We start from the raw sequence: 14,341 nt of genomic DNA, 5'->3' as shown, positions 1-14,341 counted from the left end.
AGGCACTTCAGGCCGCCAGATCGACTATCGCTTTCAACGGTATCAGTCGCCATTCGCCGGCGGTCGCGAAAGCGATGATCTGCGAGAACGTGGCGGGCGCGCTTTTGAAAATCTCTGCCTCGAGCGCGGGTGCGCTGCCGGTGCGATTGATGACCGAATCCGGGTCCTCGTCCAGCAGCCCGTAGAACACCTCGACGACGATGTGGCCGCCCACAGGACCAAGACGCGTCAATGCGCCGACGCCGAGCTTGTCATCCTGAGTGCCGAGCAAGGCGTCCTCGCTGAAGGTCACGCCAATGGGCGCAAGCTTGAGCACCGGAACTTGCGCTTCAGCGAGGATATAAAACCATAACGGCGTGTCGTTCCTGAAGGTATCGCCAAGCGCTGGGCTCTCGCCATCCGCATTGAGCGACGCAATGCGATCGAATCGGAACGTCTTCGACGGATCGCTCGCAACCTGTGTGCGGACCACGAGTTCGTCGGGGCCGAGCGGCGTCGCGCCGAGAGCGTTCGCCACCGTCTCGCCGCTCGGCAGGCCATAGACGTTGCCGCGCAGCAAGTTGAGCATGGCCAGCGAACGATAACCCTTTGCCGATGCCAGTTTGCTTGCCGAGTCGGGAATCGGCACTTCGGACACGCTGTGCGGCAGTTTAGAAAGGGGATCGACGAGCGATGGATCGAGCTTGTACGCGTATTGCAAACGCTTGACGTCGTTCGACGCATTGTCGGCAACACCGGCTGCGGCTTTGTTCGCGCCATCGAGTCCAGGGCCGCCTTTCTCGCCCGGCAGTGGATGCTCGCGTGGGAAGAAGCGTTGCCAGTCGTCGATCACGTGTGTTTCGGGCAGCCGGTCGAAACCGACGAGGCTATCCTTGTTCGCGTTCGTGCCGTCGAAGATCGGTGCGCTGAAATTGTCGTTCAGCACATAGCCGTTGCGCACGCCCGAATGGCCATACCGGTACGCGGCTCCGCTGAATTCGCGCGGCAGGTTGCGTCTCGCAGGGCCCGGACCGTAGAGCTTGTAGGCATGCGCGCGGTCCTGGTCGTGCGCGGTCACGAATGCGTCGACGACGGACGAATCGACGATCCGATGCAGGAAGTCTTCGACCAGCACGCGCTGATACGCCCAGCGCACCTGCGCGCGCGCCGCTTCGAACAGATCGCTTCCGCGCAGCGTGTCGTCGGCTTTCGCGAGCCGCGCGACGATGCGGTTATGAAAACGCAGGAAAAGCATCTGGATCTGGCAGACGATCGAATTTTCGTCGTTGCGCTTGTCGCCGATGATTGCGCGAGCGTTGTAGGCATTCTCGGTGCGAGGCAGATCATCGTGGCCTTCGATCAACGATGCACCTTGATAGATTCCCTTCTTCGGATGACTTTCGTCCGCATACATGTAGGGCGCATCGTCGGGTCCGGGACCGTACACATTGTCGAGGTCGAAGCGCGGCGTGCGCAGGTTCGTCGGAATCTGGCCTGTCGCGCGCGCCTGGATCAAGGTCAGCTGCGACGTGGTATCGAGCGTCAGGTCGTGATCGATGAACTGGCCGAAATACGTGTATCCGGCTGGCACATAGAGGTTCTCTTCGGGGTCGGGATCGTTCGATACGGTATCCGCGGCTGACTGCATGCCTCGCGCGAGTACGGCGAGGCTCGCGGGGTCATAGTGATTGAAGCGCGGCGGGAAAATCGAAGTCAACTCTTCGTTCAGGCGGCTCATTCCCGCATGTTGTTCGACGAGATTGCGCGGTGTACCTTTGGGATTCATCATCGCTCTCCTAAGTAATTCATCGAAGAAAAGACACTTCGCAAGCTAGCTTGCGAAGGATCCCGTTCGACTTCAGACTGGATTGATTACTTTTGGGTACTGGCAGCGACGATCGCCGCATAGGGAGCGAGCGGATTGACAGGAAGCAGGGTTAGTCTTTTTGAAAGCTTTGAATGTGCGGCAACGCACGCCAGGGCGGCGCTTCGATTTGCGAACGTTCGACAATCCGCGTGGTCGATTGCGCCAGAGAAGGCAGGCCGATGATTACGTGACGGTGTTCGCGTGTTGAGCGCCGAACTGCAGCGCCGCGAGTTGCGCATAAAGCGGCGAACTCTGCAGCAGTTCCGCGTGACGGCCTTGCGCTACGATACGGCCTTGTTCCATGACGACAATGCGGTCGGCTTGCTGCACGGTGGCGAGACGATGCGCGATGACGAGCGTCGTGCGGTTTTGCGCGGCGTTGTCCAGCGCCGTTTGCACGAGGCGTTCGCTCGCGGCGTCGAGCGCGCTGGTCGCTTCGTCGAGCAGCAGGATGGGCGGGTTCTTGAGGATCGCGCGCGCGATGGCAATGCGCTGACGTTGACCGCCGGAAAGGCGCACGCCACGTTCACCAAGAAAGGTGTCGTAGCCCTGCGGCAGTTGCTCGATAAATCCGGCCGCAGCGGCCATTTCGGCCGCGTGCTGGACGGCTTCGAGCGTGGCGTCGGGCGAGCCATAGCGAATGTTGTCGAGCACGCTGCCCGAAAAGATCACGGACTCCTGCAGCACGACGCCGATCGCGTGGCGCAACGCCGCGAGCGAGACCTGTTGCGTCGGCACACCGTTGATGCTGAGGGTGCCCGACTGCGGATCGTAAAAACGCAGAAGCAATTGAAAGAGCGTGGTTTTGCCTGCGCCGGACGGACCGACGAGCGCGACATGTTCGCCCGGGCGCACGTCGAGCGAGAAGGCGTCGAGCGCAGCGATGCCAGGCCGCGAGGGGTAGGAAAAGCAAACGTTGTCGAACCGGATGCCCGTGCCGTGAGCCGGCAGCGGCACGGTTGCTGTGGCCTGCGCTACGGGCGAGCGCGCGGCGAGCAGTTGCAGCAGCCGTTCGGTGGCGCCAGCGGCCCGCTGCAGATCGCCCCACACCTCGGCAACGGCGCCCACGGCGCCAGCCGTGAACACCGCGTAGAGAATGAACTGGGAGAGCTGGCCCGCGCTCATCTGTCCGGCGAGTACCGCCTGCGCGCCGAGCCACAGCACGAACACGATAGCGGCGAACACGAAGACGATCACGACGGCCGTCAATCCCGCGCGCGCCCGAATGCGTTTGAGCGCCGTTTCAAAGGCCGTTTCCACGGCACCGCCAAAGCGATTCGCCTCGAACGACTCCTGCGCATACGACTGAACGGTGGGCATGGCATTGAGCACTTCACCCGCCAAAGCGCTTGCGCTCGCAACCTTGTCCTGGCTCGCGCGCGAAAGCCGCCGCACGCGCCGCCCGAAGATGACGATAGGTGCGACCACAACGACCAGTGTCGCGATGATGTAGCCGGACAGCACGGGGCTCGTCGTGGCGAGCATGACTACGCCGCCGACCATGAGCAGTAAATTGCGCAGGCCCAGTGAGAGACTGGTGCCCACCACGGTTTGGATCAGCGTTGTGTCGGTGGTGAGCCGCGAGAGCACTTCGCCCGATTGCGTGGTCTCGAAGAATTGCGGGCTCATTCGTATCACGTGGTCGTATACGGCGCGCCGCAAGTCGGCCGTCACCCGCTCGCCCAGCCAGGAAACCCAATAGAAGCGCAACGCCGTGGCGGCGGCCAGGATCAGCGAAACCACGAAGAGCGCGATGAAGTAGCGATCGATATGCGTGCGATCGCCGCTCGCGAAACCACGGTCGATCAGATACTTGAACGCCACCGGCAGCGCGAGCGTTGCGCCCGCCGAGGTCAGCAGCGCGAGGAATGCGAGCGCCCAGCGCCCCGCATAGGGGCGCAGGAAGGGCAGAAGGGCGAAAAGGGGCGCGACGCGTGACGGTCGGGCGGCGACATCTGACATGGAACGTCCTGGTGGATCGGCGATGGTTCAATTGTGCCAGCCCGTGGCGGAGCGAGGCTGGCGAGGGATGGGTTATGGCGAAGGCGGCGTCGCCCCTGAGGGTGCCCCACGACGGAATTGCTCGCGCTCTTCCGGCGTCATGTGCTGCCACTGTTGCCACTGGTGCCAGTGCATGCGTCTGCGGCAGCCGCCATGCCCGCGGAATCCGCCGAACAGGATCCGGCAAAGCACCAGCAGGCCAATTGCGCGTGGATAGTCGATGGCATGCGCGCCCGCCACGATTGCCGGGGCGATCCAGTTCCACAGGCCCATGACGATCGCGCCCAGCAGCGCGATGACCACCACCATCAGCAGCGCCTTGGCGAATATTTTGCGGCGAAACTTCATTCCATTCTCCTTCGGTTCAATTATCGACGTCGTCCCATGACGCGCGCAAACGTTCGCGCAGATGCAATACCGCATAACGTTTGCGCGCCAGCAGTGTGTTCACGCCGACCCCGCTCCCGGCCGCCATCTCCTTGAAACTGCGCCCGTCCAGTTCGTGCGCGATGAACACCTCGCGTTGGCTCGCCGGCAATTCGTCGAGCGCGGCGCGCAGTGTGTCGAGCATCGCCGCGCGCGCGTAGGCGGCCTCGGGGCCAGCATCCGGCGAGGGCAGTGCGAGGTCGAGCCGATATTCGCTCGCAGCCTCTTCAGGCTCGGTGAGCGGCACTTCCTTGCGTTTGCGAAACCGGTCGACGATGCGATTTCGCGCCACGCGAAAGAGCCACGCGCCAACCTGCTCGATGGGCTCCGGGAGCCGCCATGCCTGAACGAGTTCTTCGAATACGTCCTGAAGAATGTCCTCGGCTTCATCCTGATCGATCACGCGGCGACGGATGAAATTGCGCAGCCTCGGGCGCTCGCGGGCGACGGTGTCGGCGATTTCGCGGTCCTGCGTGGTGAGCGGGCTCGGGGTGGGCGGCGTTTCCATACCCGTGTAGACGAATCAGAAAGAGAAATATTGTGGCGCGTAATCGTCCGTTATATGTGGCATGAATATTTCGCTTAACAAGGGCGATGAAAGCGGACATTTTTTATTGACATCAGTCACTATATTTCGGCCACAATGCTGGCAACGAAGAAAACCAACAAATTCACACGCTATCGGTCATGCACATTCACGAGCCTGGCAGCGGTACTGCGTCAAAAACTCTAGAGCGTCTCGCGGACCCTGGGCAGTTGCCCCTGGAAACACCCCTGCCTTTGGCGGTGTTTCACCAAGATGGAACGATGCTGCTGCCGCAAGGCGGAGTGCTGAACAGCGAGCAGCGCGATTTCCTCTTCGAGCATTTCCAGCCTTATCGCAACACGGCAGAGGAGGCGAGTTTCGCGAACGCGCAAGACGGCGTTGCCAATCGCGCCGATCGTGGAAAGGGTCCGTTGACGCTGGACGACATGAATCTCGCCATTGGCGCGCTGCTAGGCATACGCAGCCAGGCGGGCACGGGGCGCGAGATGCTGCCGTGCCGGCTGATCGGTTTCCGGGCAGGCGGTGCGATGTTCGTTACGCCTCCTGCTGCGGCGAAGCCCGTATGGGAGCCGTTCCCGGGGGAACAGGTCGAAATCGTTGCGATCGCAACACAAGCCGTGTTCTGGCTCGTCTGTACCGTCGAGGCGGTCTGCACGCACCCGTTCCGCTATCTCGTGCTCTCGGAGCCCGGCACCTTACGCCGGCTGCGCGAACGCCGCGCCGTGCGCGTGCGCACGCAACTCGCGGTGCGTTATGGCGTCGATTTGACGGGCGCGCAACTGGACTGGCTCGCCATTGGCTGCGATATCAGCGTGCTGGGCATGTCGCTCGCCGCCGGGCGCAAGATCGGCGAGGTGGGCGAGCGCATTTGCGTGGAGTTTCCGATCGAGGTGGGGAATGCCGGGGCGACGTTCCAGGCCGTCGCCGTGATCCGCAATCTGCGCGCCAATAACCCGCAGGAAGGACTGACCCTGCACGGACTGGAATTCGACGCGCTTTCGCACGAGAGTCAGGTCGCCCTCAAGACCTTCGTGTTCGATCGGCAGGACGCCGTGTCTTACTGGGCTGGCATGCCGATCTGAACGGGTAATTCGATAGCGCCTAGTTGCGCTTACTGCGCGTTGCCGGTGCTGCCCCCTTTTTCGCGGCAGCGGTGCGAGCAGTGCCCGCAGCGTTGGCCGTGGTTTTCGCGGCGGCTTTGTTGGTCGAAGCGGCGGTGGGCGTGGTGGTCGATGTCGCTGTGGCGAGTGCGTAGCCCTGCGTCTTCGCTGTCATGTGTTCGGCGATCAATTCGGTCTGAAACCGGTTGATGGTGTCCGGGTCCGTAAAGATGGTCTGTGTATTGTTTTGCGCCGTGTACCCGGCGCCTCCCGGCATGCCCTTGATCACGAACGTTCCCTCGCCGGAAGCCGACCAGTTCACCGATCCCTCGCCGCCCACTTTGCCATCGGCTACGAATCCCTTCGTATGACTGATTTGATGGGTCGCCGATTCGCCGATCACGAAGAATGTGTTGAATTTGGTCGGGTTCTGGGCGATATCGGAATCGAGTAGCTGTTTTTCATGCACGCCGCCCGCCTGGCTCCTGTCGAGCGTGATCATCATGGTGATGGTCGGGTCGAGCGCTTGCTGCATGAGGATTTCGTTGAGTTCTTCGTCGTCGAATCCGAACATGTTCATGTATAGCGAAACGCTGGCGCGGGAAAGGATGTACTTCAGGATATTGTGAACGTCATCGCGTCCCACGTAGAAGAGATGGAAGTCCTTGCTAGCCGTGCTCGAGTAGCTTTTCTCGCGCGTGTATTGCTGGAGCTCGAGCAGATCGAAAGTCTGCAGGGTTTGCGTGACATCGGCTATGACATTGCTCGCACTAACGTTTTCAGCCGTTTCAGGTCTCCTCATGCAGGTCAATGCAATGACCGGGTATTCGAACTCGAAGGCATGGGCGTGAACGTGCAATTCGGGTCCTTGTGCGCCGGATCTTTGCAGCAGGCCAGCAGGGCACTGACTGACGCGAGGTTTGCCTTGTCCCATTGCTCCGCGCTCATGGCGTTGTCGGTCGGCATCCAGTGGTTCAGCGGATAGCTGTTGGCGAGCTGGTCGTTTCCAGGCGCTTTCAAATTCCCCGTCGAGAGGCCGAGATAGGCGGTGCAGCTCTGCTCGCTGCCGATGCGGTGGCAGCCAATGCAGGTGTTGCCAGGCGTGCTCATCGTCATGAGGTGATATGACGAGAAGGCCTGCCCAATGCTTGAATACTTTCCCCATGGGTCTGTGGGCACCTTGTCCCACACCTGCCCGATATACGGGCTGAAGATGAAGGGCCCGGCATCGTGGCATTTGAGGCAAGTGGGGTTGCCCGCCGTGCTGGTGGCAACTATTGCAGGTGTCGCCCAGAATTCCACTGCGGAGGGCTGACCTGAAGGCGGTCTTCTCTCGTTTGGCGGTGGCACGCGTGTCGCGATGAATCCACTACTCGCAGGCATGTCGGCGTGCGATTGCGATTGCGGTTTCGGTCTCGGCGACGGCGGCTTCGACGCAAACCAGCAGGTCTTGCCGTTGCCCGAGTGATGCATCACGACCACCACGAGGTCATAGAGCGGATCCTTGTCGGGGCGCAGCACGTCGCGGCGGCAGTACGCGGAAATCTGCGTGTTGCCGCGCGACAGATTCAGGATCTTCGAAAACGGAATGCACTGACCTTTGGCTTCCGAGGTTGGACTCAGCAATGAAGGCTTGTCGCAGCGCGCGGGAGATTCGTTTGGCCCGGGAGGTTTTCCGTCGACCGTAATGGGAATGTCCGTTCCGTCATTGCAGTTGAACGGCGGGATTTCGCCAATTTCCCTCACGCATTGATCGGCGTATTCGAGCAATGTCTGCTCATGCGTAAAGGCGGCAAGGGGCACAGCCAACAAGAAGCACAAAGCGATCAGGCGGATGCGGGAAGACATGGTCATGCTCCGCTCTTCATCTGCATTTGCGCGACTTTGCGAATCGCTTCCCGGTACTTGACGTAGCCTGTGCAGCGGCACAGGTTTCCCCCTACCCAGGTGTCGATTTCCGCTTCGAGCTGGTCTGCGCTAATTCGATACGCTTTCACGTGTTCGAGCATGGCGGTCGCCGCCATCAGAAAGCCAGGCGTGCAGTAGCCGCACTGAAACGCGAAAGTTTCGAGGAAAGTCTGCTGCAGTGGCGAAAGCCTGTTGCCGTCCGCGAGGCTCTCTACGGTATAGATATATTGATTCGCAACCGCGCTCACGGGCGTGACGCACGCGAGGGTCTTTTCCATCAGCGCGTCCTGGTTGCTGCGCATGCCCACGGTGCACGCACGGCATGCGCCGATGCCACAGCACACCTTGGTCCCCGTCAGGTCGAGGCGCTCGTGAAGGAATTCAGCGAGGCTCATGTCGGCATCGGCGGCCAGCACCATGACGGCGTGTCCGTTCACGTGAATCTTGACGTCGGCTTCGCTCACTTCAGGACCTCGCGTATCTTGTCGGGCGTGACTGGGGTGTTCCTGAAGCGATGCCCGGTTGCCATGGCCAGTGCGTTCAGCAGTGCGGGCGCGATGGGGCACATCACGGCCTCGCCGATACCGCGCGCGCTGTGATGGTCTTTGCCCGCGGGCGGCGGCAACGCAATGAGTTCCTGGCGCGGGACATCGGTCATGCGCGTGATGAGGTAGCGGTCGAGATTCCACGTGCCGTTGCCGGGACCGAGATTGCCGAGCGGACACACTTCGCTCAGCACATTGCTCATCGCCATGGCTACGGCACCTTGCGACTGGCCTTGCACGATCTCAGGACAAATCAGGCGGCCGGCGCTGAGCGTCGTGACGACATGCTCAACCTTCACGCGCCCGCTTGCGGGGCTCACGGACACTGCGACAAGCGCCGCTGAAGGCGCATAGTTCGTGCGCCCGAATCCGACTGCGTCCTTTGGCTCCAGCAACTCGCCGTGAGGCACGCTCTTGAGATTGTGCGTATCGGGGCCAACGGCGATGAAGTCGCAGTCCATCTCGGCCGGCCCCGACGCGAACGTGTACTGGCTGCGCCAGAATCCGCCCGCGTAGGTAATATGCGCGGCGGCCACGGTAGGCAACTGCAGGCGGTTGATCTCGTCGAGCAGCGCCGGCCAGCCGATCGGCTCGCGACCGGCGGCCGTGAGCTTTCCATTCACCCACTTGAGGTCTTGCCGTTCGACGTGCGGGTTATGCCATATCGCGCGTGCGGCGGGCAGCACGCTTTGCAACAGCAACACCATGGCGGCACGGTCCACCGCCTGAAAGTGCTGGAATGCACCGAGGCAGGCGCTCGAAGAGCCAAACGGGCTCGAAATGGGATAGCTTCGGCTGTCGAACCATTTGCCCAGAATCTTGTAGTTGAAATCCGGTATTTGAAATGCTTCGACCTCGCTCATGGTGATTTTCTGCGCGTTCTGCCCGAGGCAGGCGGCGGGCGCGAGCGCCAATGTCGTCGCCGCGCCATTGCCCATATCGGTGTAATGCGTCAGCACGTGCAGGCCCGCGTTCGGTTGAATCTGGACCATCGCGAATACGGGGTCCTTCCCGGTGCCGTAGGCCTGGTTCGACATGGCAAGCCCGACGCCATACCGCAACCCGTGCGCGCGCCGTTGCGCACGCACGCTTTCCCTGCTGCGCCATAACTCGTGCGCTTCAAGCCCGTTCAGCAGTCCTTCGAGTTGGAGATCGAACAGGATGGGCGCGCCAGTGAGTGTTTTGCCGTGACCCTTGCCAAGCAGGTTGTTGCGCCGGATCTCGAACGGACTCTTATGCAGAGCCTGCGCGGCCTCGTCCATGAGCGTTTCGATGGCGAGGTAAGCCTGGGGACCGCCGAAGCCGCGCTGCGAGCCGCCGAACAAATCGGGCGTATAGCTCACGGCGCTTTGCGCACTGGCGCGCGGAATGTCATAGCAACTCATCGCGCTCATGGCGGCGAGGTCGCCAACGGCGCCCGTGAGGTTTTGCTTGCCGCCGCCATTGAAGGTGAACGAACTGTCGAGCGCCTGGAGCTTGCCGTCATTGTCGAGCCAGATGGTCTCCGTGAATGCGGTCTCCGAGCGCTTCAAGCCGACCTGGAACTGCTCGTAGCGAGACTGTTGCCAGCGCAGCGCACCTTTGGCGAATGGCGCGGCGAGGGCGAGATAAACGGGAAAATTCGAATCGTCGCGGCCGCCGAAACCACCGCCCGGGTAGCAGCTGATCACGTGCACGTGCTTGACGTTGATATGGCTACCGGAAAACACGTCGCCTGCGCCCAGGCCGTCGCCGCGCGGCGATTGCGTGCCGAGAACCAGATGCAGACAACCGGAGTCCGCCTGAAACCAGGCCAGTCCCGACTCCGGTTCCATGAACATGGGATCGATTGCGGGCGTCGTAAAAGAACCAGTGAACGGGTGCCAGGTCTTGCTGTCGACTTTGCTTCCGGCCAGATCCAGAATTTCCTTTCTGATTGTCTTGCACGTCTCGCTGAATGCTTGAGTCGGGCGCCCCTTGTTGTCCACGGCCATCTGGAGGTTCGAAAACGACTTGTCGTCGTCGCGCACATAGATCTTGGACGCGGAGGGATACCAGTCGGTCGACGCGGCGCTTTTCGATACCGTTGCGCCGTAGCGGATCACCGAATCGTTGAAATCGAGCAGCTTTTTTGCGTGGCGATACGCATCGAAGTTTTCGAAGATCAACAAGGCGACCGGCTGGCCGTAGCAATTGGCGGGTTGGCCTTTTTGCGCGAAGAGGAAGATATCCTCGTGATGTAACGGATCCGCCTCGGAAGCGAGATAGATGCGATTGTCGTTCAGTGTCTGGTTGGACACCACGGCAATCGGGCGAAGATCGTGCGGCAATACGCTCAGGTCGAAGTCTTCGAAATTCTTGTCGACGCAATTACATCTCAGCGCATATAACCAGTTTTCTTCTTTCGGCCAGCCGTCGAAGTCCCGCGCCTTGTAATCGCGTGCGTAGATCTTTGCGCCTGTGACCTTGGGTACGCCCTCGATTCGCCAGCGCGCCTTGCCTGGCTCCGGCGCCCAGTCCGGCGCGCCATTCTCTGATTGCGGCGTGGAGTGGGCGTTCGTCGCGGCATTCGCGGCGGTGCCAGGGGCCGGGCGCTGTGATGAACAGGCGGCCGTGAATGCGGCGACGGAGCTGACCGAGATCGTGAATGCGCCGCTCCCCATGGCTTTGAGGAATGTCCGGCGGGTGATCGGAACATCGCAAGCCATGTCGCGCCTCCACGTTTGCTTCGCTATTTCATGTCGCGCGCAACGCGAAAACCATTGGCTTCGTAGCGAACGCTGCTGTCGTATTTAAAGCGCGTGGCGGCGAGCATATAGCCCGCGCCGTCGCGCCACGACCCGCCGCGGATCACGCGCGTCTGGCAATTGGGCTCGTCCCATGAGTGGCCGTCGTTCGGAGCGTTCTTGTAAGAGTTGTGCCAGCAGTCGCTGACCCATTCCCAAACGCCTCCGGCCATGTCGTAGAAGCCAAACGCATTGGCCGGAAATGACCCGACGTCGGCGGGCGCCTCGACGCGCCATGGCGGCCCGCAATCCTTGCAGTTCGCTGTGCCCTTGCGCATATCGTTGCCCCACCAGTAGCGCGTTTCGGTGCCGGCGCGCGCCGCATATTCCCATTCCGCTTCCGTCGGCAAGCGGTAGGGCTTACCGCTCATCTTCGAAAGCCATTTGACGTATTGCTGCGCGTCGTCCCAGCTCAGGTCGCGCACGGGCGCGTTCGGCGAGGCGTTGTTCTCGTTCGACAAGCGCGGGCAGGCGCTGGCGGCCACGCACGCGTCCCACTGCGCCACCGTCACCGCATATTTCGCGAGCGCATAGCTATGGCTGATCGTTACGTGGTGCGCGGGCCGCTCCGATGCGTCGTCGTTGTCGATGCCCATGGTGAAGTTGCCGGGCGTCACCGCGATCAGCACCGGGCAACCTGGGCAGTCCTGAATGTCGTGAGGACCCGGTTTCGAAATGGCGGGGTTGGCCTTCGCAGCCACCGCGGCTGCTGCTGCGGCCGTTGCCGCGGCCGCAGCGGGAGCTGCGGAGGCGGGCGCGGCCTTCGTCTGCGCGGCTGGCGGGGCGGCCGGGGGAGGCGCTGTCTTTGCCTGAGGCGCGGGCGTCGGTGCGGGTGCCGGTGTGGGCGTGGGCGTGGCGGCAGCGGGACTGCTAGCCGCGTGCATGGTCGGCGTAGCGGGCGCGGCGGACGCTGCAGGCGGTTTCGATGCCTCCGCACGCAATCGCGCAAGGCGGGCCTGCGCGAGCGGCGCGAAGCGTCCATTCGGATAGGCCTTGAGGTACGCCTCGTAGTCGCTGGCGTATTGACTGTCCTTGATCGAATTCCAGAACGTGATTTCGTATTCCTGGGAGGTGTCTTTCGGCATCAGGCCGACTCGCACGATCGCAACGCCATAGCGCTGGCGCGCTGCGCTGGCCGCTGTGATCCGCTCATGCGTGCCGTGGACGGTTGCGTACCCACCCGGGTCTTGCGGCTCGAAACGCGGCTGCACGCGAACCGGAGCCGAACGGTCATGCGCAGCCGGCGCGGCTGAACGCAGAATCGAGGTCAGGCCGAGCGAGATCAACAGGCACACAGGCAACACTAGCCGCCTCATGTTCGTTCTCCCTATCAGGTGCCTACCCAGGTGGCAACCCAGGTGCAAACCCAGGCGTCATCGTCTTTCAATGCCGACGGTGCGCTACCCCGCTGCAGTCGCCAGCCGCGCTCGCGTTGGAACGCGGGCCGCCGCCGGAACAAGCACTGCCTGCGCACAACTACAAAATAGCACGCACGCCGGGCGATGCAGTAACTCGGTGGCACCAGCGTGCGCCGCGCCGATTTATCTCCATCCGCTTGAATCCGACCTAAGCTGTAGAACACGCACCGAACTCCAAAGCCGTGCACCGTCTGCCGAACAAGGAGCACGAAGATGCAACGAAGAGCCACCCTCCTGGCCCTGGCAGCGGCCGTACTGATGCCGCGCCTCGCGTTTGCCGAGCGCACCCCTTCGCCGTCCGGCGCGGAGGCCTACATCATCTGGCCGCCGGATGGCGCGACGATTCCCACCGGCAAGTTCTGGGTTCGCATGGGGCTGCGCAACATGGGCGTCTGCCCCAAGGGGATCAACAAGCCGAATACTGGCCATCATCACTTGCTCATCGACACGGACCTTCCGCCGCTCGATCAGCCGATCCCGTCGGATCGCAATCATCTTCATTTCGGCGCGGGCGAAACGGAAGCCCGGATCGAGCTGCCGCCGGGCAAGCACACGCTGCAGATGCTGATGGGCGACTACAATCACGTGCCGCACGATCCCCCGGTGTACTCGAAGAAGATCACGGTCACGGTGAAATAGTGAAGGACATCCGTCTTTAGCCGCAGCGCAAAAGAAGCGGGAGTGCATGCCATGAACAGGTTCCTTGTTTTTGCTGCCAGCCTCGCGCTGCTCGCGGGCGGTGCGGCGCATGCAGGCACGACGCCGGCCGACCCGAACGCGCATGTCTATATAGGTTGGCCCAACGACGGCCAGGTGATGCCCGCCGGGCGGCCGTTTCGCGTGTGGTTCGGCCTGCGCAACATGGGCGTGGCGCCTGCGGAAGTCGAGTTTCCCAACACGGGCCACCATCACTTGCTCGTCGATACGGACTTGCCACCGATGGATCAGCCCATTCCATCCGATCGCAACCACCTGCACTTCGGCGCCGGCCAGACCGAAACCACGCTTCAGTTGCCGCCCGGCAAACACACGCTGCAGCTGCTGATGGGCGACGCTCACCATGTGCCGCACAACCCGCCTGTGTACTCGAAGAAAATCACCATATACGTTAAGTGATCCATACGAATTGCTCGCGCACACTACGGTGATGCACGAACGTTTGCGACGCTTCGACGTCCCCCCGCCCACCTGTGTTCGCAGCTGGCCAACATAAGTCGCGCGACGAGTTGGCGCTCACCCATCACACCGCACGCTCGGCGAGCGCCATTCGCTGCGCGTGAGACTCCGGAAAATCCAGCATATTCCTTATACAGCGGGCGATTCGCCGCCGTGCGATCGCGTGCTCGTGCACCTGGCATGCCTCATGCCTTGTTGGACCCGAGCCCGCAACCTTGCAGCTCAAAACCCCAACACCATTGCATTCCTTATCTGGAGAACTGCCATGAGCAAGCTGATGATTGCAGACCTGAGCGTTGCACAAGAACTCGATAGCCGTGAAATGAGCGCCGTGCGCGGCGGCAACCTGGGCTTTGGCCCGCTGCCCATCTTCTATCCGAGCGTGCCTAGCGTGAAGGTCAGCACCACCAACTTCACCGCCGAGCAAGTGATTGGCCAGACCAACAGCATCATGAGCAACACGGGCAACGACGTGGCGTTGGTGACGGGCATTTCCTCGTCGACCAACCCGATGCAAACGGCGCACAACACGATCAACTTCTGATCGTGCTGCGAGCCGTGGAGGCTTACCCGCCTCCACGGCGCAGCCCTCCACCGCATCCGTTGTCC

Annotated in this window: 13 protein-coding genes; 4 read left to right on the top strand and 9 right to left on the bottom strand. The window is 62.0% G+C overall.

Features of this window, described 5'->3' with window-relative positions; genetic code table 11:
• Positions 1-7: 7 nt before the first annotated feature.
• The 4 genes from L0U83_RS27170 to L0U83_RS27155 form a co-directional block, all read right to left on the bottom strand.
• Positions 8-1,768 carry a peroxidase family protein gene (locus L0U83_RS27170; RefSeq protein WP_233887245.1) on the bottom strand — a complete coding sequence of 587 codons (1,761 nt, stop codon included), beginning with the start codon at positions 1,766-1,768 and terminating at the stop codon, positions 8-10.
• 261 nt (positions 1,769-2,029) lie between these two features.
• The gene (locus tag L0U83_RS27165) at positions 2,030-3,808 is read right to left on the bottom strand and encodes an ABC transporter transmembrane domain-containing protein (protein ID WP_233887244.1); all 1,779 of its coding nucleotides are present in this window, start codon (positions 3,806-3,808) and stop codon (positions 2,030-2,032) included.
• Positions 3,809-3,880: 72 nt separating this feature from the next.
• The gene (locus tag L0U83_RS27160) at positions 3,881-4,195 is read right to left on the bottom strand and encodes a hypothetical protein (RefSeq protein ID WP_233887243.1); all 315 of its coding nucleotides are present in this window, start codon (positions 4,193-4,195) and stop codon (positions 3,881-3,883) included.
• Positions 4,196-4,211: 16 nt separating this feature from the next.
• The gene (locus L0U83_RS27155) at positions 4,212-4,781 is read right to left on the bottom strand and encodes an RNA polymerase sigma factor (RefSeq protein WP_233887242.1); all 570 of its coding nucleotides are present in this window, start codon (positions 4,779-4,781) and stop codon (positions 4,212-4,214) included.
• A gap of 299 nt (positions 4,782-5,080) precedes the next feature.
• Between L0U83_RS27155 and L0U83_RS27150 the strand changes: the two genes are divergently transcribed.
• Positions 5,081-5,902, top strand: a complete 822-nt coding sequence (locus L0U83_RS27150; RefSeq protein ID WP_233887241.1) for a flagellar brake domain-containing protein — start codon at positions 5,081-5,083, stop codon at positions 5,900-5,902.
• A gap of 19 nt (positions 5,903-5,921) precedes the next feature.
• On the opposite strand, the gene L0U83_RS27145 is transcribed toward L0U83_RS27150, so the two are convergent.
• Genes L0U83_RS27145 through L0U83_RS27125 form a run of 5 tightly spaced genes read right to left on the bottom strand, consistent with a single transcriptional unit; the run spans position 5,922 to position 12,454 of the window.
• A complete protein-coding gene (locus L0U83_RS27145; RefSeq protein ID WP_233887902.1) occupies positions 5,922-6,722 on the bottom strand; it encodes a phospholipase D-like domain-containing protein in 801 nt (266 codons plus the stop codon).
• A 5-nt stretch (positions 6,723-6,727) separates the two neighbouring features.
• Positions 6,728-7,849, bottom strand: a complete 1,122-nt coding sequence (locus L0U83_RS27140; RefSeq protein WP_233887240.1) for a hypothetical protein — start codon at positions 7,847-7,849, stop codon at positions 6,728-6,730.
• The gene (locus L0U83_RS40710) at positions 7,771-8,292 is read right to left on the bottom strand and encodes a (2Fe-2S)-binding protein (RefSeq protein WP_233887239.1); all 522 of its coding nucleotides are present in this window, start codon (positions 8,290-8,292) and stop codon (positions 7,771-7,773) included. Before L0U83_RS40710 ends, L0U83_RS27140 begins: the two co-directional genes overlap by 79 nt.
• Positions 8,289-11,060, bottom strand: a complete 2,772-nt coding sequence (locus tag L0U83_RS27130) for a xanthine dehydrogenase family protein molybdopterin-binding subunit (protein WP_233887238.1) — start codon at positions 11,058-11,060, stop codon at positions 8,289-8,291. Before L0U83_RS27130 ends, L0U83_RS40710 begins: the two co-directional genes overlap by 4 nt.
• 23 nt (positions 11,061-11,083) lie before the next feature.
• Positions 11,084-12,454 carry a formylglycine-generating enzyme family protein gene (locus L0U83_RS27125; RefSeq protein ID WP_373321117.1) on the bottom strand — a complete coding sequence of 457 codons (1,371 nt, stop codon included), beginning with the start codon at positions 12,452-12,454 and terminating at the stop codon, positions 11,084-11,086.
• 315 nt (positions 12,455-12,769) lie between these two features.
• Here L0U83_RS27125 and L0U83_RS27120 point away from each other — a divergent pair, with 315 nt between their 5' ends.
• From L0U83_RS27120 to L0U83_RS27110, 3 genes are all read left to right on the top strand, one after another.
• Positions 12,770-13,195, top strand: a complete 426-nt coding sequence (locus L0U83_RS27120) for a DUF4399 domain-containing protein (protein ID WP_233887237.1) — start codon at positions 12,770-12,772, stop codon at positions 13,193-13,195.
• Positions 13,196-13,246: 51 nt separating this feature from the next.
• Complete coding sequence (locus L0U83_RS27115) at positions 13,247-13,672, top strand: DUF4399 domain-containing protein (protein WP_233887236.1); 426 nt, start codon at positions 13,247-13,249, stop codon at positions 13,670-13,672.
• A 325-nt stretch (positions 13,673-13,997) separates the two neighbouring features.
• On the top strand, positions 13,998-14,276 hold the full coding sequence (locus tag L0U83_RS27110; RefSeq protein ID WP_233887235.1) for a hypothetical protein: 279 nt from the start codon (positions 13,998-14,000) through the stop codon (positions 14,274-14,276).
• The last annotated feature ends 65 nt before the right edge of the window (positions 14,277-14,341 follow it).

The organism is Paraburkholderia flagellata (assembly GCF_021390645.1).
Taxonomy (GTDB): domain Bacteria; phylum Pseudomonadota; class Gammaproteobacteria; order Burkholderiales; family Burkholderiaceae; genus Paraburkholderia; species Paraburkholderia flagellata.
Note: the sequence above shows the minus strand (reverse complement) of the source record. Positions and strands in the feature narration are given on the sequence as shown.